The organism is Streptomyces sp. NPDC002690, assembly GCF_053592415.1.
Window position 1 is genome coordinate 1 of the sequence record NZ_JBSFVR010000151.1, and the last position, 17,048, is coordinate 17,048.

The following is a 17,048-nucleotide window of genomic DNA, read 5'->3' on the forward strand; positions in this document are numbered from 1 at the left end:
TTTCCACCCTGAACGATGGCTATGTGATGAATGCTCCGTCATCATATGTTTTTACAGTGTGCGAACGCTCCGGCTCGGCAGGTACGAGGCAGGACGTGTGGGCGGCCGTCTCGCCGGACTCGGCCTGCCGGCTGCGGCGCTGGCCGGCCTCGCGGCGGGCGTCTGCGCCCTGGTCGGGCTCCGGGCGGCCAGCTACGACTACCCGTCCCGGTTCGTCCACATGACGGCCGGTGTGGCGCTGCCGCTGACCGCCGCGGCTCCGGCCGTCTACCTCGTCGGCCGGATGATCGGCTGACGGCCGGTCGGTCCATCCGGCTTTCCGGGAACCGACCGGGTATCCCGCTTCGTCGCTCACTCCGGGCTTTCCGTGGCCGTGTCAGGCACATGGGAAGCCCGGATTCCGTCAGCGAGGGTGGGAGAAGAACAGGCATGCGCGCACTGCGAATACTGCTGATCGTCGTGGTGGTGCTGGGAGGCCTGTTCGTGGCCGCCGACCGGCTCGCCCTCCACTTCGCCCAGAGCGAGGCGGCGGACCGGATCGAGTTCACGGGCGCCACGGCGACCTCCACCGACGTGTCGATCCACGGCTTCCCCTTCCTGACTCAGATCGCGGGCCGGAAGCTCGACCGGGTCGACATCACCCTCAAGGGCATCGAGGCCGCCGCCAACGGCGACACCATCCGGATCAGCGAGCTACGGGCCGAGCTCGACCGGGTCGTCATCGGCGAGGGGTACTCCAGTGCCCGGGCCGGTCTGGTGAAGGGCACCGCGCTGGTCAGCTACGCGGACCTGACCGACGCCGCCGAGGACGGAGTCACCGTGGCCTACGCCGACAACGGCAAGGTGAAGGTCACCGGCACCGTGCAGGTGCTCGGCAAGGACCTCACCCGCAGCGTCGTCTCCTCGGTCACGCTGGTGGACGGGCGTACGGTACGGGTCCGCGCGGACACGGTGCCGGGTGAGGGCATCCCCGGTCTGGAGGGGCTGGTGCGCTCCCGTACCGACTTCGAGCGGAGCGTCGGCGGACTGCCCGACGGTGTTGTGCTGAAGAAGATCGAGGCGCTGCCCGAGGGGCTGGAGATCTCCGTGGAGGCCTCCGACATGGCCCTCGCGGGCTGAGGCCCGGGCGCGGGCGCGGGACCGGCGCCCGGATGGTGAGACGCGCATGTCCGTACCGTAGATGCGGCGCCGGCCCGGCCCCCCCCGGGAGGGGGAGGGAAGGTTGGATTCCGCTTCGGCGTCTCGCATCGCGGACGATACCGTCTCATCATCCGACATGCCGGTGACATCCCCGGCTCCGGCTCCCTACGATCGGACACATGAAACGACAGGCGGATCTCACGAAGCGGCGGGCAGTAGACCTGTGCCGCGTCGCCGCCATGCTCTGTCGCACCTTCTGAGCAGGACGTTTCATCCCGTCCCGCTTCCCTCCGGCCCCTCGACCGTTGAACCGTCGGGGCCGGTCCGTGCCCCCGGTGCACGCCCACGCCCGGCGTCCGCGTGTGCCCGCAGCACTCTTCACTCCGCACGACACCGCCGCAGACTGCCCCGGAGGAGAACAGCATGAGCCGCAGCGACGTACTGGTAGACGCAGACTGGGTCGAGGCCCACATCGATGACGCGCAGGTCGCCATCGTCGAGGTCGACGAGGACACCTCGGCGTACGAGAAGAACCACATCAAGAACGCCATCCGGATCGACTGGACGAAGGACCTCCAGGACCCGGTCCGTCGTGACTTCGTCGACCAGGCCGGCTTCGAGAAGCTCCTGTCGGAGAAGGGCATCGCCAACGACACGCTGGTGGTCCTCTACGGCGGCAACAACAACTGGTTCGCCTCGTACGCGTACTGGTACTTCAAGCTCTACGGCCACGAGAACGTCAAGCTCCTCGACGGTGGCCGCAAGAAGTGGGAGCTGGACTCCCGCGACCTGACCGACGCCGTTCCGTCGCGCCCGGCCACCGAGTACAAGGCCAAGGCCCAGGACGAGTCGATCCGCGCCTACCGCGACGACGTCGTGGCGGCCATCGGCACCCTGAACCTGGTCGACGTGCGGTCGCCCGACGAGTTCAGCGGCAAGCTGCTCGCCCCGGCGCACCTTCCGCAGGAGCAGTCGCAGCGCCCCGGCCACGTGCCCGGCGCCCGCAACATCCCGTGGTCGAAGAACGCCAACGACGACGGCACCTTCAAGTCGGACGACGAGCTCAAGGCCCTCTACGAGGACGAGCAGGTCGACCTGGCGAAGGACACCATCGCCTACTGCCGCATCGGTGAGCGCTCCGCGCTGACCTGGTTCGTCCTGCACGAGCTGCTCGGCCAGGAGAACGTCAAGAACTACGACGGATCGTGGACCGAGTACGGCTCCCTCGTGGGCGTGCCGATCGAGCTCGGCGCCAACAAGTAATTCGCAGGCCCCCCGACCAGAAGGACTGAACACCATGTGTGGAGCAAAGGCCGGCGGCCCCGACGCTTCGACCATCAAGCCCGGTGAGACGACGATCCAGGGCAGCGTGACCCGCGACGGCGAGCCCGTCACCGGTTACGTCCGTCTGCTGGACTCGACCGGCGAGTTCACCGCCGAGGTCCCGACCTCGGCGACCGGGCAGTTCCGTTTCTACGCGGCCGAGGGGACCTGGACGGTCCGCGCGCTGGTTCCGGGCGGCAGCGCCGACCGCACCGTCGTCGCGCAGACCGGTGGCCTCTCCGAGGTGGCCATCGCCGTCTGAACGACATGAGCCGCTGATCGGTGTGGCCCCCCGGCGCGAGCCGGGTGCCGCACCGGTGAGGCAGGGCCAAAGGGCCGCACCCCGGGGGGTTGGACGCCACCTGTGACAGAAGGGGTGCGGCCCTTCGTGCTGCCCGTACGCTGGAAGCATGTACGCCCGGCGCCGGCGCGGTTATTTCCTGCTGATGGGCGGATGCGTCGTCCTCTTCGTGTCCGCCTGGGCCGTCGTGCGCCTCTGGTCGGTGCCGGTCGCCGTGGGGATGTGCGTGGTCGCCATGGTCATACCGCCGATCGCGGCGATGATCGCCAACCGCCGGGGACCCGACGACCGTTGGTGGGACGAGCACCCGTCCGGGGACCCGAAGTCCGACGAGTGGTGGGACGAGCTGGACGACAGGAAGCGCCGCCGCCACGACCGTTGAACCCACACAGTGAATGACGGTTCGTCAGTAGACCAGTGCCTGGGTGCCGTCCGCCATCGCCTCCTGGACGAAGACCTGCGCCCCCGCGATGCGCACGCCCTCCAGGACGTCCCGCTCCGTGATGTCCCGTCGCGCGGCGCACTGGGTGCAGAGGGTGATCCGGCCGCCCGCCATGATCGACTCGATGAGGTCGGGCAGCGGTGCGGCGTGCGGGAGTTCGAAGTCCGCGGCACGTCCGGGCAGGGCGAACCAGGCGGACTCCCCGGTCAGCCAGAGGGACACCTCCACCCCGCTGGCGACGGCGACCGCCGCCACCGTGAACGCCTGCGAGCACCGCTCGGCGGAGTCGGCCCCTGCGGTCACCTTGATCACGAGCTTCTTCGGCATATGCCGAACTGTAACCGTCCGCCGTGCAACCTCTTCTGCGACCTGTGGGTCAGTTGTGTGCGCAGGTAATGGAACCCGCGCTTCAGGTCTCTTATGGGGGGACCCTTTGGAACCGAAAGACACCATTTCCGGCGACATAGTCGAATCGTCGGACGCGCCGCCCGCCGCGGAAACTGGTGAGAACGTGACTCCGGCCGAGACTCCCGAGCCGCCCGCCGACGTGGTGTCCGCGCCCGTTCCGGCCGCTGCGGCTCCGGACTCCCCGGCCGCACCCGCGCCGGACACCGAGAGCGCGCCGGACACCGGCACCGCCGCACCCGCGCCGGACACCGCCGAGACCGTCCCGTCCGTCGCCCGCCGCCGTCCGCGCGGACGTACCTCGCTGATCGTGCTGGCCGCCGCGGTGCTCGGCGTGGTCGTCGGCGGGGCCGTGGGGTACGGCGTACAGGCCGACCGCGAGCCGACGCCGCTGGCGGCACTCGCGCAGGAAGAGCTCGCCTACCCGGCGAAGCCGCTCGCCGCCGACAAGATCCCCGACCCGCTGCCGGTCTCCGAGGACCGCCAGGTGAAGACCGACGGCGACCTGACGAAGCTGCTGGTGAGCGTGCCCAAGGGCGCCAAGAAGGACGACTACTTCGGCAGTGGCTGGACCAGCCTGTCCGACTGGTCCGCCTGGTACGAGAGCCCCGAATGGATGTTCAGCGATCTGGCCGGGGGGGACGTCCGGCGGATCGCGCGGCAGTCCTGGCTGCAGGGCGACCGCGAGACGAAGATCGATCTCGTGCAGTACCGCTCCGACAGCTTTCTGGCGGCCAGGGACCACTTCGACGGTCAGATGAACTACCTGCCGTACGAGGAGGACGGGGCCGGCAACGAAGGCGACCCGATCAAGGGCAGCCTCGACGGCCGCTACTTCATCTACCCGGTCGAGCGCGAGGCCGGATACATGCCGCAGTACCAGGCCAGGGCCATCGCCGTGCGCGGGGACATCGTGATGGACATCGTGATCTTCGATACCGAGCCGATCGGCAAGAAGACCATCCGGACTCTGGCGGAGCGCCAGTTGGAGCGGCTGTGAACGACGAGAAGAACGGCGCCGTGACGTCGGAAGCGCCTTCGGAGACGCCTTCGGAAGCGAGCCCTGGAGCCGTTCCGGCGACGATTCGGGAGACGGGTCCGGAATCGGTCGAGGAAGCGGCCGAGGAAACGGTTCAGGGAACTCCGGCGCGGACGGGCCGGGTGCGGAAGGTGGCCCGGTACGCGGTGCCGGCCGTGGTCGTCCTCGCTGTGATCGGCGGTGCCGCCGCGTACACCCAGAACACCGTCGCCACGGCGGACCGAACCGCTCCCACCACGCTGTGGAGCCAGGAGAACCTGCAGGGATCGTCCCCCGGCAACACGAAGGACCCGGCCGCCGGCGCGGCGGCCGGCCGGTCCGACAACGAGCTCAGCAAGCTGCTGCTGCCCGCGGACTCCGACTGGCGGCTCGGGATGGACCTCGGCGCGCGGGGCAACGACAACGTCATCAGCGCCAAGGAGTCGACGGCGACGATCAAGCAGTCGGCGCGCGGCCTGTCGGGCAAGGCGCGACGCGAGTTCGAGAAGTACGTGGACCGGATGCGGGTCGAGGGGGTGGCCCAGCGTTCCTACATCGGGAAGGCCAACGACGTGGTGGCCACCGTCGAGGTCATGAAGATGAAGGACACGAAGGCCGTCCACGACAGCTGGCTGGCCCAGACGAGTCTCGCGGACGCGGTGAAGATCTTCCGTGAGGGTCCGAAGATCAAGGGCTACAAGAACGCCCGCTGCTTCCGCTACCCCAAGGACGAGGAGAACGGCCTCGACGGCGTCACCTGCATGGCCTACGACGGGGAGTACTACATCGACGTCACCGCCGAGGGGCCGGACCCGCTGAGCATGTCCGACATCGCGGAGCTGGTGAAGGACCAGCTCGACCACATCAAGTCTCCGGGGGAATACGTATGACCGAGCAGACCACGCCCCCCGCCCCGCAGGCCGAGGCGCCCGCGCCCGCCTCCGAGGCGACCGCGCTGGCGCCCGCGTCCGAGGCGACCGCGCCGGCGCCCGCGTCCGAGGTGCCCGTCCCCGCGCCCGTACCGGCGGTGGAGAACCCGGGGCTCCCGCCGATGCCCACCCACGCGCCGACCGTGCCGCCCGCCGCTCCCGGCGGCCCGGACTCACCCGGCGCGGAGTTCCCCGGCCAGGAGTTCCAGGGGCAGGAGCCCCCGGTACGGCCCCGTAAGCCCCGGCGTGTGCTGCGGGCCGTCGCGCGCTGGACCGCCGCCGTACTCGTGTTCGGAGCCGCCTCCACCGGCACCGCCTACGGGATCGCCTCGATGGAGCGGACCGACGTGCCCGGCCTCTCCACCGAGAGCGACGGGCGCTGGGACTACCCCGCGCTGTCGCTGCCGGCCCTGCCCCCGGGGAAGTCCCACCCGTTCGACTTCTCCAACGACGCGGAGATCCACTACGTCGACGTACGGGACCTGCTGCTCCCCGCGCCGGCCGGAGCGGTGCCGGACAAGAAGCTGCCCGGCGGGTGGGTCCCCACCTCGCAGTTCCTCTCGGAATTCGCCGAGGACGGCCGTGCCCACCTCGGGCAGGTGATCGCCGATTCCGCGCTGCGTCACATCACGGCGCGCGGCTGGACCATGCCGGACGGCACCTCGTCCCGGATCTACCTCCTCCAGTTCAACTCGGTGGCCTTCGCCACCGGACTGAGCGACGAGCTGACCGCGCCGGACGAGCCGCTCACCGTCGGCGTCACCGGGCTGGAGATGGACGGCGAGTGGCCGGACGACATCTTCCCGAGGACGATCCGGGTGAACTCCTTCGTGGAGACGAAGCCGTACGAGAAGGAGCACGTCCGGGTCGCGTACGCCCAGGCCGGGGACGTCCTCGCGATGGTCGTGCAGTCCCGGGGCGGCGGCGAGGAAGCGGCGAAGGTGCCGTTCCAGCAGACGGTGATCCTCCAGGACCAGCTGCTGGGCTGAGGGCGGCCGGGCGGTGTCCGGCCGGTCGCGGCCGGGCCCGGTCCGGTGTCGTACCGCCGGGCACCGCGCGGACCTGAACGAGAGAGCCGGGCCCCCACCGACTAGGCTGGGGCCCGGCCCTGTATGGGCGCCGTCGTCGCCAATCGCTCGTCACGAGGAGCTTGTCGTGCTTGAGGTCTTCTTCTCCACCCTGCTGGTCCTGGTCTGCGTCGGCGTCCTCGCTTTCGCGGCAGTGACCGTGAAGAAGCTCTATCAGGGCCAGCGCTGACCCTCGTCCACCTCCGCCCCTCCCTCACAGATCGCCTGAGCTGCTCATGATCTCGATTCCGTCCGACCTTCACCGGGACCTCGTTCCGCTGGCATTCCTGCTGGGCAACTGGGCCGGCGCGGGCGTCGCCGACTTCCCCGGCGACGAGAAGTGCAACTTCGGCCAGGAAGTCTCCTTCAGCCACGACGGCCGTGACTTCCTCGAATACGTCTCGCACTCCTGGGTGCTCGACGGCGAGGGCAACAAGGTCCGGCCGCTGGAATCCGAGTCCGGCTACTGGCGCATCGACAAGGACCGCAAGGTCGAGATCGTCATGGTCCGTGACCAGGGCGTGGTCGAGGTCTGGTACGGCGATCTGGCCGAGAAGAAGCCGCAGATCGACGTCGTCACCGACGCGGTCGCCCGCACCGCGGCCTCCGGCCCGTACAGCGGTGGCAAGCGCCTCTACGGCTACGTGAACAGCGACCTCATGTGGGTCGGGGAGAAGGCCACCCCCGACGTCGAGCTGCGCCCCTACATGTCGGCGCACCTCAAGAAGGTCGTCACGGCCGAAGAGGTCCAGGAGATGGCGAAGAGCCTCGGCGACCTCCCGGACGACGGCATCGCCTTCTTCAAGTAACCGACGGCACCGCCTTCTTCGCCGAGGGGGCGGGCGCGAAGCAGGGGCCGGTGTCCGCAGGCGCCGTACACTGGCCCTGTGGTGAGCACCGACTGGAAGACCGACCTCCGGCAGCGCGGGTACCGGCTCACGCCGCAGCGCCAGCTCGTGCTGGAGGCGGTCGACGCGCTGGAGCACGCGACGCCCGACGACATCCTCTGCGAGGTGCGCCGGACGGCGTCCGGGGTGAACATCTCCACGGTCTACCGGACCCTGGAGCTCCTGGAGGAGCTCGGGCTGGTGAGCCACGCCCACCTCGGCCACGGCGCCCCCACCTACCACCTGGCCGACCGCCACCACCACATCCATCTGGTCTGCCGGGACTGCTCGGACGTCATCGAGGCGGACACCGAGGTGGCGGCCGAGTTCACGGCCAAGCTGCGCGAGTCGTTCGGCTTCGAGACCGATCTGAAGCACTTCGCGATCTTCGGCCGGTGCCGCGCCTGCGCCGCCGGCGCGGAGCCCGAGGACACCGAGCGGCGTTAGCGCCCGTCCCCGCCCGTCCCCGCCCGTCCTCGCCCGTCCCCGCCCGGCCCCACGGCCGCAGGGCGCGCGCCGTACGCTGGTCGCATGAAGAGCCCCTTGCTGTCCCTGCCCGGCGCCGTCCCCGCCGAAGGCCGCGACGAAGGTGTCGCCGCGCACTACGGCGACCTGTTCCGCGAGCAACGCGCCCTCGCCGGCGGCGACGGGTTCGTCGACCTGTCGCACCGGGGTGTCGTCACCGTCACGGGTGACGACCGCCTGAGCTGGCTCCACCTGCTGCTCACCCAGCACGTCACGGACCTCGCGCCGAACCGGGCCACCGAGGCGCTGATCCTCTCCGCCAACGGCCACATCGAGCACGCCCTCTACCTCGTGGACGACGGCACCACGACGTGGGCGCACGTCGAGCCGGGGACGCTCGCGGAGCTGGTGGCGTACCTGGAGTCGATGAAGTTCTTCTACCGGGTGGAGGTCGCCGACCGCACCGAGGACTTCGCCGTCGTGCACCTCCCGGCCGGCTCCATCACCGAGGTGCCCGAAGGCCTCGCCGTACGCGAGGAGCCGCACGGCCGGGACGTGTTCCTGCCCCGCGCCGACCTGGAGGCGTACACCACCGGGGCCGGTCCGGCCGCGGGCATCCTGGCGTACGAGGCACTGCGCGTGGAGGCGCACCGCCCGCGCCTGGGCTTCGAGACCGATCACCGGACCATCCCGCACGAGCTGGGCTGGATCGGTACGGCGGTCCACCTCCAGAAGGGCTGCTACCGGGGTCAGGAGACCGTCGCGCGCGTCCACAACCTGGGGAAGCCGCCGCGCAGGCTCGTCTTCCTCCACCTGGACGGCAGCGAGGTGCACCTGCCCGGCCACGGCACGCCGGTCCGCCTCGCCTCGGACGGCGCCGAAGGCCGCCAGCTCGGCTTCATCACCACGTCGGCGCGCCACCACGAACTCGGCCCGATCGCCCTCGCGCTGGTCAAGCGGAACGTCGCCGTCGACGCGGAACTGCTCGCCGGGGACACCGCCGCCGCCCAGGAGACGATCGTCGAGCCGTAGGGCTCCGGGGGCCGCCGTCCGGCGGCCCCGAGGCTGCTAGGGCTTCCGAGACTGCTCAGACCTCGATGAGCACGGTGAACGGGCCGTGGTTGGTGAGCGTGACCCGCATGTCCGCCCCGAACCGGCCCGTCTCCACCCGCGCCCCGAGCGCGCGCAGCTGCGCCACGACCTCGTCCACCAGCGGTTCGGCGACCTCGCCGGGCGCGGCGGCGTTCCAGGTGGGGCGGCGCCCCTTCCGGGCGTCCCCGTAGAGGGTGAACTGCGAGATGACCAGAAGCGGTGCGTTCACGTCGGAAGCGGACTTCTCGCCCTCCAGGATGCGCACCGACCAGAGCTTCCGGGCGAGCTGAGCCGCCTTCTCCGGGGTGTCGTCGTGGGTCACTCCGACCAGTACGCACAGGCCCTCGCCCATGATCTCGCCGACGATTCCGGTCTCCGGGGCGGCTTCGGTGCCCTCGGACACGGAGACGCTGGCGCCATCCACTCTCTGTACCACTGCACGCATACAGACCAACCTATCTTGGGCTGAACGGGTACAGAACCCCGGCGTCGGCCCCGGGCGGAGTGGCACGATGCACGATGTCGGTGTGCCGACGCACCGGCCGAGGGGACGGAACAGTATGAGTACCTATGGAACGGGACAATCTCCCGGTGCCGTACCGACGAAGCCCACCGCCATGCGGCCGCCCGTGCAGCGGAGCGTACCGGGACCGGAGGGTGGTCCCGGGGCAGGGGCCGCCGTCGCTCCGGGACGGACGGCGCTTCCCGCCGCTTCGGCCGGTTCCGTACCCGAACAGGGCGCCGCACAGGCGGGTTCCGAGGGGCTCGGAGCGGTCCGCCCGCAGGCCGGGTTCGGCGGGCTCCGGCTCCCGGCGCTGCGGACGATGCGCCGGGACGCCCAGCGGGACGAGGCCGACCTCAGCTACGTACGCCGCCTGGTCCAGGGACGCATCGACATCCTGCGGGCGGAGCTGGCGCGCAGGCAGGCCCCGGAGTCCCCGGTGGTGGACCGGCTCCCGGAGATCCTCGCGGACGCCCCGTCGCTGCTCCGCACCTCCGCCCGGCACGTCACGCTCCGCACGCCGCGCGGCGACGAGTACGCCAGGCTGGCCGCGGAGACGTTCGCCGAGGTGGCGCTGTCCGACCTCGAAGCCCGTACGGACGAAGAGCTGCACGCCGCGATGGGCAGGCTCGTCGGCTGCGAGAAGCAGGTCTCGCGCCGCCGTCACCAGCTCCAGCGCACGGCGGACGAATGCGGCGCGGAGATCGCCCGCAGGTACCGTGACGGAGAAGCACAAGTAGACGATCTGCTCGCCTGAGGTGATCCTTCCGGGAGCGGGTCCAGCTCCCGGAAGGCCCTCATGACCAGCAATGATGCCCTCGCCTCTTCCTCCGGCCCCGATACGCCGGCCGTCGGCCCGGTTCTCGCGGAGGTCGTGCGGTCCGGGTTCCTGGAGGGCCGCCACCGGGGCTCGCTGGTGCTGCTGGCGGCCGACGGGAGCGTGGAGTACGCGCTCGGCGATCCGGCGGCGCCCGTCTTCCCCCGCTCGTCCAACAAGCCGATGCAGGCGGCGGCGATCCTGCGGGCCGGTCTCGACCTGTCCGGCGAGCGGCTGGCGCTGGCCGCCGCGAGCCACTCCGGGGAGGACTTCCACCTCGCGCTCGTCGCCACGATGCTGGCCGAACACGGGCTGAGCCCGGCCGACTTGCAGACCCCGCCCGATCTGCCGCTGGACCCGGTGGAGGCGGAGGCGTACCTCGCGTCCGGGCGGGTCCGGGAGCGGATCACCATGAACTGTTCGGGCAAGCACGCGGCGATGCTCGCCGTCTGCGTGCTCAACGGCTGGGACACCGCTACCTACCTCGACCCGGCCCACCCGCTCCAGCGCCTGGTGCACCGGGTGATCGAGGAGGCGGCGGGCGAGCCGGTCGCCTCGGTCGGTACGGACGGCTGCGGCGCGCCGCTGATGGCGATCGGGCTGACCGGGCTGGCGCGGGCGTTCCGCTCCTTCGTCCTGGCGGAGCCCGGTACGGCGGAGCGGCGGGTCGCGGACGCGATGCGCGCCCACCCGGAGTACGTGGCGGGCACCCGGCGGCCGGACACCTGGCTGATGCGGGAACTGCCGGGGACCCTCTCGAAGATGGGTGCCGAGGCCGTGCAGGCGCTGGCCCTCCCGGACGGCCGCGCGCTGGCTTTCAAGATCGAGGACGGCTCCACCCGGGCGCTCGGCCCGGTACTGGCCCGCGCCTTGGGACTCCTCGGGGTGGACGCCCCGGTCGTGGCCCGCGTCGGCCGGGCGCCGCTGATGGGCGGCGCGGCCGAGGTCGGCGAGGTGCGGGCGGCGTTCTGACGGGCGCGGGGCGGTTGGGGCGCGGCTGAGGAAACGATTCCCCGCGCGGCTCCCCGGTCCGCCCCGGTCCGACGCGGTCCGTCTCGGTCCGTCTCGGTCCGTCTCGGTCGGCCTCGGTCCGTCTTGGTCGGCCTCGGTCCGCCCAGGTCCGCTTTGTTCAGTCGCGGGTGACGGACTGCTCGATGAGTGCCACGGTGGCCCGGGGGTCCGCCACCTCGAGGACCAGGCGGTCGTAGGTCTCGGCGTCGGCGAGTTCGACGACGACCGCCTTCTCCGGGTTCTTCACGTCCCAGAAGAGGCGTTCGCCGTGGCGACGGAACCGGCCGGCGGTGATGACACCGGGGAGGTAGGTGCCGCCGACCCGGATGCCCTTCGGCTCACGGGCGGCCCCGGGGTCGTGGGTGGCGCCGCGCACGTGGGCGAGGGGGATCTCCAGGCGGCTCTTGAGGCTCCAGAGCTTGTCGAGACCCTCGATTTCGGCGATCAGCAGACCGCGTTCGCGGTCGATGGAGATCCGGGCCATGTCAGTGCTCCCTGGGGACGGCGGGCTGGGCGCCGGCTGTGGCGGGCCGGGCGCGCAGGCGCAGCCGGGCACCGAGGACGGTGGAGGCGGTGTGCGGGGCGTCCGCGCCGTGGGAGGGGCGCAGGGCTTCCTCCAGTGCGGTGATGCCTTCGGCGACCAGGGCCGCGACCTCGGGGTCGTGCGGGGCGCGTTCGGCGGCGGCGAAGAGCAGGAGTCCGGCGGCCGGGCCGTTGTCGAACGAGGCGATCGCCGTCGACAGCGCCCGCGCCGGGTCCGTGACGGTGGCGAGGGCGGCGGTGGCCGGGCGGATCTCGTGGTCGAGGTGGGTGCGCAGCACGGTCAGATGCAGGCTCCGCTTGGAACCGAACGTCTTGTAGAGGCTGCCTCGGTGGATGCCGGTGGCCATGACCAGGTCGTCTACCGAGGTGCCCTCGAAACCGTGGGCGGCGAAGAGGGCTGCCGCCGTACGGACGGCGTGGTCGGTGTCGAAGGCGCGGGGTCGTCCCATGGCCAGGAGCGTAGAAGTAAAGGAACGATCGGTCAAGAACGAGCGTTCTCAAACTCGGGTGGTCCGGCAGGCGGGGCCCCGTACGGGACTCCGTGCTGGTGCGGATGCGGCGCCGGTGGCAGGGAAAAAGCGGGCGACACGGTGCAGCGGGCGACCTAGCGTGGCGGTATGGGCCTGGACATACGTGTGATCACCGCGACCGAATTTCCCGCATGGCTGCTCGCCGTCCGACGCGGGTTCCTGAAGGCGTCGGCGGAGGGCCTGCAGGAGGAGGCCGCGGCGCGGCTGGCGCGTACCGACCTGTCCCGGGTGCGGGGCGCCTTCGACGGTGGGCTGTGCGTGGCCACCTTCCGTTCGTTCGCCCAGGAGCTGACGGTGCCCGGCGGGGCGCGGGTCGCGGTGGACGCGATCAGCGGGGTGACGGTCGCGCCGACGCACCGCAGGCGGGGCCTGCTCAGCCGGATGATGGCCGCCGACCTTGCTGAGGCGAAGGAGCGCGGCGACGTCGCCGCCACCCTGATCGCGGCCGAGTACCCGATCTACGGGCGCTTCGGCTTCGGCCCGGCCACCTCGCTCGTCGAGTGGGAGGTGGATCTCCTCCGCTCGGGCCTGGACCGCGGCGCCCCGCTCGCCGGTGGCGTACCGGACGGTGGCCGGGTCGAATTCGTGGATGCCGAGGACGTGCGGAAGCTGGGCCCGGAGATCCATGCCCGGCTGGCCGCCCGGCAGCACGGTGTGGTCGATCGCACGGCCTCGTGGTGGAGTCGGCACACCGGTGTCGGCGTGCAGGCGCTGGACAAGTGGACCGAGCCCTTCTACGCCTTGTACCGCTCCGCCTCCGGCGAGCCCGAGGGCCTGGTCACGTACCGCACCAAGGACGACTGGAGCGACGGCAAGCAGCCGTGCGACAGCGTGATCGTGAGCCAGCTGGTCGCCGCGACCCCGGCCGCCGAGCGGGCCCTCTGGCTTTTCGTGTGCTCCATCGACTGGGTCACCAAGGTCCGCTCCGGTTACCGCGCCCCGGACGACCTGCTTCCGCTGCTGTTGCCCGACCCGCGCGCGGCCCGGGTGGTCACGCACGCGGACTGGCTGTGGACGCGGGTGCTCGACACCCCGCGCCTGCTCGCGGCCCGTACCTACGCGCAGGAGGCCACGCTCGTCCTCGACGTCCGCGACGACGCCGGCCTCGCGGGCGGCGTCTTCCGGCTGGACGCCTCCCCGCACGGCGCGGTGTGCGTGCCCGACACCACTCGGGGTGCCGATCTGACCCTGGACGTACGGGACTTGTCCGCGGTCCAGCTCGGCGACGAGTCGGTGCAGCGGTTGGTCGCCCTGGGCCGGATCGACGAGAACCGTCCGGGCGCCGCGGCGCTGGCGGACGGCGCCTTCCGCACCGCCCGCCGACCGTGGTGCCCGGACGTGTTCTGAGCCGAGCGGGTGGTGCGGGGGCTCACCCGGTCGCGGGGGTTTCGGCGGGCTCGGTCGTCTCGGTGGCTTCGGCTGTTTCAGCCGGTTCGGCAGCTTCGGAGGCTTCGGCGACTTCGGTGACGGGTGCGGTCGAGCGGCCGGGGAGCAGGAACAGGGTGGCGGCGAAGGCGGTGACGAGCAGGCCCGCGCCGACCGTGAAGGCGAGGCGGTATCCGTCCGTCAGCGCGTGGGCCGAGCCGCTCCCGGCGGCGAGCAGTCCGCCGGTGCGTCCTGCCGCCAGGGTGGAGAGAACGGCCACGCCGAGGGCCATGCCGACCTGCTGGGTGGTGTTGAAGAGGCCGGAGGCGAGGCCGGCGTCTTCGTCGGCGGCCCCGGACATGCCCAGGGTGGTCAGGGCGGGGAGCGCCAGGCCGAAACCGGCCGTCAGCAGCATGGACGGCAGCAGGTCGGTGGCGTAGTCGGCGTGGTCCGGCAGGCGTGCGAGCAACGCCATCTGGGCGGCCATCAGGGCGATTCCGGCCAGTAGTACGGCCCGTTCGCCGAACCGGGCGTTCAGGCGTGCCGAGACGAGCAGCGACACTCCACCGATGACGAGGGCGGCCGGCAGCAGGGCGAGACCGGTGCCCAGCGCCTCGTAACCGAGGATCCTCTGCAGGTACAGGGCGACGAGGATCTGGAAGGTGAACATCGCGGCCATGATGAGCATCTGGATCAGGTTGCCGCCGACCGTGGCGCGCGAGCGCAGCAGGCGGGGCGGGATCAGCGGCGTGCGTGAGGTGGCCTGGCGTACGACGAAGGCGGCGAGCAGGGCGAGTGCGAGGGCGCCCAGGCCGAGGGTGTGCCCGGACAGCCAGCCGTACCGCTCGGCCTGGACGACGGAGTAGATGCCCACCACCAGGGCGGCGGTGACGAGAAGAGCACCGGTGACATCGGCCCCGGACGCGAGCCCGGGCCCCCGGTCGCCGGGCAGTACCCGGACGGCGAAGAAGAGGGCGGCGGCGCCGATCGGCAGATTGATGAAGAAGATCCAGTGCCAGTCGAGCGCGTCGGTGAGTACCCCGCCGAGCACCTGGCCGAGCGAGGCGCCGACCGCCGAGGTGAACGAGAACACGCCGATGGCACGGGCCCGTTCGCGCGGTTCGGCGAAGAGGGTGACCAGGATGCCGAGCCCGACCGCGGACGCCGTCGCGCTGCCGACCCCCTGGAGGGCCCGCGCGGCGATGAGCGCCCCGGGTGAGGTCGACACGCCCGCGAGGAGCGAGGCGGCGGTGAAGACGGCGGTGCCGGTGACGAACATCCGCTTGCGCCCGATGAGGTCCCCGAGCCGGCCGGCGAGCAGCAGCAGACTGCCGAACGCGATCAGGTAGGCGTTGACGACCCAGCTGAGCCCGACGGGGGTGAACCCGAGGTCGCGCTGGATCACGGGCATCGCCACGGTGACGATCGACCCGTCAAGAATGATCATCAGTAGCCCCGAAGCGATCACGCCGAGCGCGAGCCACTTCTGTCGGGGGGAGAGGGGCGGCGGTGCGAGGGGCGTGGTGGCTGCCGCCGCGACGGGCGCGGCGCCGGAATCGGCACGGACTGTGGCGGACATGGGTGTGCTCCTGCGGTGGGAAGCGGTGGGAAGCGGTATGGGGTTGGTGGGTTCGGCGTGGGCGGGTGCGGCCGGACGCGCCTCGGCGGCCGGGCTGGATTGACCGTAGCAGAAGGTTTTGTTGCAGACTATTTGTTTCGGGAGTTCTCCTGTGAGGTGGTGCCGCCGGGGTGAGGTGGGGTGGGGTGAGGTGGGGTGAAGTTGGGCTGCGGGGCGGGGTGCGGGCTCGTGGCGCTCGCCGCCGGGGCGTTGGCGGGCGGGTGGAGAACGTCCGCTATCGGACCATCCGCCACGGATCGAGTTGTTAGCCTGGAAGGCATGACCTCAACGCCGTCCGCCTCCAGCGCCCCCACCGGCTTCGACCTCTCGTACCTGCTCAACCACACGAGTCACGTCCTGCGGACCCGGATGGCGGCGGCCCTCGACGAGGTGGGTCTCACCCCTCGCATGCACTGCGTCCTGGAGCACGCCCTGGAGGAGGAGCGGACCCAGGCGCAGTTGGCGGAGATCGGCGACATGGACAAGACCACCATGGTGGTGACCGTCGACGCCCTGGAGAGCGCTGGTCTCGCGGAGCGGCGTCCGTCCCGGCTGGACCGGCGGGCACGGATCATCTCCGTGACGGACAAGGGCGCCGAGCTGGCCGTCCGGAGCCGGCGGATCGTCGACCGGGTGCACGCGGAGGCGCTGGAGGGGCTGGCCGAGAACGACCGGGCGCTCTTCGTCCGGGCCCTGGAGCAGCTGGCCCAGGGGGTCCTGGCCGAGCCGGTCGACAGCCCCCGCCCGGCCCGCCGCGCCCGTCAGGCTGTGTAGCCCCTCGGAATCGATCGCGGTGCCCGGAGGGTTGCGGCCTTCGCGCATCTGCGGGGCCCGGGCGGTTATCGTGCGGGCGTGATCGCTCCGGAGCTCCGCCCCCTGCTCTTCCTCGACGTCGACGGCCCCCTCATCCCCTTCGGGGCGACGCCGCGGGAGCTGCCCGGCGGGTATCCGGCGTACTGCTCCCGCTCCGGGCGGCCTGAGGATGCCGGGAACCCGCTGCTGGCCAGGATCAATCCCGCGTACGGGCCCCGACTCCTCTCGCTGGGCTGCGAGTTGGTGTGGGCGACGACCTGGATGGCGGACGCGAACCTCGTCGTCGCGCCCTGGCTCGGGCTGCCCCGGCTGCCCGTCGTGGACTGGCCCGAGGACGTGGTCGGCGCGGACGAGCGGGGCGGCCTCCACTGGAAGACCCGCACGCTCGTGGAAGTCGCGGCCGGGCGGCCCTTCATCTGGGTGGACGACGAGATCACCGACGTCGACCGGCGCTGGGTGGCCGGTCACTGCGAGGGGCTCCGGCTGCTGCACCGCGTCGATCCCCGACTCGGCCTGACGGAAGCGGACTTCGCGACGCTGGCGGAGTGGGTGCGCGGGGTCGGTGGCGGCGATGGCGCCGCCGGGTGAGGGCCGGTCCGCCCTGCCGTCCGGCCGGTGTGCGTACCGGGTGCGTGGCTTCCTGCCTGCGGAAACAGCGAAGGCAGGAAGAAGAGACTCTCCCTGCCACTCTCAAGATATAGCGCACCGGGGGGCTTGCGGCAAGGCCCCCGGTGTACCGCAGAATCGCCACTTCCGCCGCACGGGGCGCACGTCGTCGCG

Annotated in this window: 22 protein-coding genes; 17 read left to right on the plus strand and 5 right to left on the minus strand. The window is 71.4% G+C overall.

The annotated features are described in order from the left end of the window. Nucleotides 1–58: 58 nt before the first annotated feature. From ACWD3D_RS19670 to ACWD3D_RS19695, 6 genes are all read left to right on the plus strand, one after another. Nucleotides 59–295: a hypothetical protein gene (locus ACWD3D_RS19670; RefSeq protein WP_451462133.1), complete on the plus strand. Its 237-nt coding sequence runs from the start codon at nucleotides 59–61 to the stop codon at nucleotides 293–295. Nucleotides 296–429: 134 nt separating this feature from the next. After that, nucleotides 430–1,119 carry an LmeA family phospholipid-binding protein gene (locus ACWD3D_RS19675; protein ID WP_451462116.1) on the plus strand — a complete coding sequence of 230 codons (690 nt, stop codon included), beginning with the start codon at nucleotides 430–432 and terminating at the stop codon, nucleotides 1,117–1,119. Nucleotides 1,120–1,319: 200 nt separating this feature from the next. Continuing rightward, nucleotides 1,320–1,400, plus strand: coding sequence for a putative leader peptide (locus ACWD3D_RS19680; RefSeq protein WP_350310325.1), 81 nt, complete (start codon nucleotides 1,320–1,322; stop codon nucleotides 1,398–1,400). A gap of 163 nt (nucleotides 1,401–1,563) precedes the next feature. After that, on the plus strand, nucleotides 1,564–2,403 hold the full coding sequence (locus ACWD3D_RS19685) for a sulfurtransferase (protein WP_328720844.1): 840 nt from the start codon (nucleotides 1,564–1,566) through the stop codon (nucleotides 2,401–2,403). 34 nt (nucleotides 2,404–2,437) lie between these two features. Next, nucleotides 2,438–2,725 carry a DUF1416 domain-containing protein gene (locus ACWD3D_RS19690; RefSeq protein ID WP_030925040.1) on the plus strand — a complete coding sequence of 96 codons (288 nt, stop codon included), beginning with the start codon at nucleotides 2,438–2,440 and terminating at the stop codon, nucleotides 2,723–2,725. Between the two features lie 148 nt (nucleotides 2,726–2,873). Continuing rightward, the gene (locus ACWD3D_RS19695) at nucleotides 2,874–3,146 is read left to right on the plus strand and encodes a DUF3099 domain-containing protein (RefSeq protein WP_451462117.1); all 273 of its coding nucleotides are present in this window, start codon (nucleotides 2,874–2,876) and stop codon (nucleotides 3,144–3,146) included. A gap of 24 nt (nucleotides 3,147–3,170) precedes the next feature. On the opposite strand, the gene ACWD3D_RS19700 is transcribed toward ACWD3D_RS19695, so the two are convergent. Next, nucleotides 3,171–3,533 carry a DsrE family protein gene (locus ACWD3D_RS19700; RefSeq protein ID WP_327176566.1) on the minus strand — a complete coding sequence of 121 codons (363 nt, stop codon included), beginning with the start codon at nucleotides 3,531–3,533 and terminating at the stop codon, nucleotides 3,171–3,173. 184 nt (nucleotides 3,534–3,717) lie between these two features. Here ACWD3D_RS19700 and ACWD3D_RS19705 point away from each other — a divergent pair, with 184 nt between their 5' ends. From ACWD3D_RS19705 to ygfZ, 6 genes are all read left to right on the plus strand, one after another. Beyond that, nucleotides 3,718–4,611, plus strand: a complete 894-nt coding sequence (locus tag ACWD3D_RS19705; protein ID WP_451462118.1) for a hypothetical protein — start codon at nucleotides 3,718–3,720, stop codon at nucleotides 4,609–4,611. 161 nt (nucleotides 4,612–4,772) lie between these two features. Further along, nucleotides 4,773–5,519, plus strand: a complete 747-nt coding sequence (locus tag ACWD3D_RS19710; protein ID WP_451462119.1) for a hypothetical protein — start codon at nucleotides 4,773–4,775, stop codon at nucleotides 5,517–5,519. Further along, nucleotides 5,516–6,547, plus strand: a complete 1,032-nt coding sequence (locus tag ACWD3D_RS19715) for a hypothetical protein (RefSeq protein ID WP_451462120.1) — start codon at nucleotides 5,516–5,518, stop codon at nucleotides 6,545–6,547. The genes ACWD3D_RS19710 and ACWD3D_RS19715 overlap by 4 nt, the downstream gene beginning before the upstream one ends. A gap of 314 nt (nucleotides 6,548–6,861) precedes the next feature. Next, on the plus strand, nucleotides 6,862–7,434 hold the full coding sequence (locus ACWD3D_RS19720) for an FABP family protein (protein ID WP_451462121.1): 573 nt from the start codon (nucleotides 6,862–6,864) through the stop codon (nucleotides 7,432–7,434). 78 nt (nucleotides 7,435–7,512) lie between these two features. Further along, nucleotides 7,513–7,959: a Fur family transcriptional regulator gene (locus ACWD3D_RS19725; protein ID WP_451462122.1), complete on the plus strand. Its 447-nt coding sequence runs from the start codon at nucleotides 7,513–7,515 to the stop codon at nucleotides 7,957–7,959. An 84-nt stretch (nucleotides 7,960–8,043) separates the two neighbouring features. Further along, entirely contained in the window at nucleotides 8,044–9,009 is a 966-nt protein-coding gene (ygfZ, locus tag ACWD3D_RS19730; RefSeq protein ID WP_451462123.1) for a CAF17-like 4Fe-4S cluster assembly/insertion protein YgfZ, read from the plus strand. A 55-nt stretch (nucleotides 9,010–9,064) separates the two neighbouring features. On the opposite strand, the gene dtd is transcribed toward ygfZ, so the two are convergent. Then, nucleotides 9,065–9,514, minus strand: a complete 450-nt coding sequence (dtd, locus tag ACWD3D_RS19735) for a D-aminoacyl-tRNA deacylase (RefSeq protein WP_451462124.1) — start codon at nucleotides 9,512–9,514, stop codon at nucleotides 9,065–9,067. A gap of 115 nt (nucleotides 9,515–9,629) precedes the next feature. On the opposite strand from dtd, the gene ACWD3D_RS19740 reads away from it, so the two are divergent. Beyond that, nucleotides 9,630–10,328, plus strand: coding sequence for an RsiG family protein (locus tag ACWD3D_RS19740; RefSeq protein WP_451462125.1), 699 nt, complete (start codon nucleotides 9,630–9,632; stop codon nucleotides 10,326–10,328). Between the two features lie 42 nt (nucleotides 10,329–10,370). Beyond that, complete coding sequence (locus tag ACWD3D_RS19745; RefSeq protein ID WP_451462126.1) at nucleotides 10,371–11,360, plus strand: asparaginase; 990 nt, start codon at nucleotides 10,371–10,373, stop codon at nucleotides 11,358–11,360. A 157-nt stretch (nucleotides 11,361–11,517) separates the two neighbouring features. On the opposite strand, the gene ACWD3D_RS19750 is transcribed toward ACWD3D_RS19745, so the two are convergent. Then, on the minus strand, nucleotides 11,518–11,883 hold the full coding sequence (locus ACWD3D_RS19750; RefSeq protein ID WP_451462127.1) for a hypothetical protein: 366 nt from the start codon (nucleotides 11,881–11,883) through the stop codon (nucleotides 11,518–11,520). A gap of 1 nt (nucleotide 11,884) precedes the next feature. Further along, nucleotides 11,885–12,391 (minus strand): TetR/AcrR family transcriptional regulator, encoded by a 507-nt coding sequence (locus ACWD3D_RS19755; RefSeq protein ID WP_451462128.1) that lies wholly within the window; start codon nucleotides 12,389–12,391, stop codon nucleotides 11,885–11,887. A 168-nt stretch (nucleotides 12,392–12,559) separates the two neighbouring features. Between ACWD3D_RS19755 and ACWD3D_RS19760 the strand changes: the two genes are divergently transcribed. Beyond that, a complete protein-coding gene (locus ACWD3D_RS19760; protein ID WP_451462129.1) occupies nucleotides 12,560–13,819 on the plus strand; it encodes a GNAT family N-acetyltransferase in 1,260 nt (419 codons plus the stop codon). Between the two features lie 22 nt (nucleotides 13,820–13,841). Here the strand turns inward: ACWD3D_RS19760 and ACWD3D_RS19765 are convergent, their stop codons facing one another. Next, nucleotides 13,842–15,416: an MFS transporter gene (locus ACWD3D_RS19765; protein WP_451462130.1), complete on the minus strand. Its 1,575-nt coding sequence runs from the start codon at nucleotides 15,414–15,416 to the stop codon at nucleotides 13,842–13,844. Nucleotides 15,417–15,734: 318 nt separating this feature from the next. Between ACWD3D_RS19765 and ACWD3D_RS19770 the strand changes: the two genes are divergently transcribed. Further along, on the plus strand, nucleotides 15,735–16,229 hold the full coding sequence (locus tag ACWD3D_RS19770) for a MarR family winged helix-turn-helix transcriptional regulator (protein ID WP_451462131.1): 495 nt from the start codon (nucleotides 15,735–15,737) through the stop codon (nucleotides 16,227–16,229). Nucleotides 16,230–16,307: 78 nt separating this feature from the next. Next, a complete protein-coding gene (locus ACWD3D_RS19775) occupies nucleotides 16,308–16,856 on the plus strand; it encodes a hypothetical protein (RefSeq protein WP_451462132.1) in 549 nt (182 codons plus the stop codon). Nucleotides 16,857–17,048 lie beyond the last annotated feature (192 nt).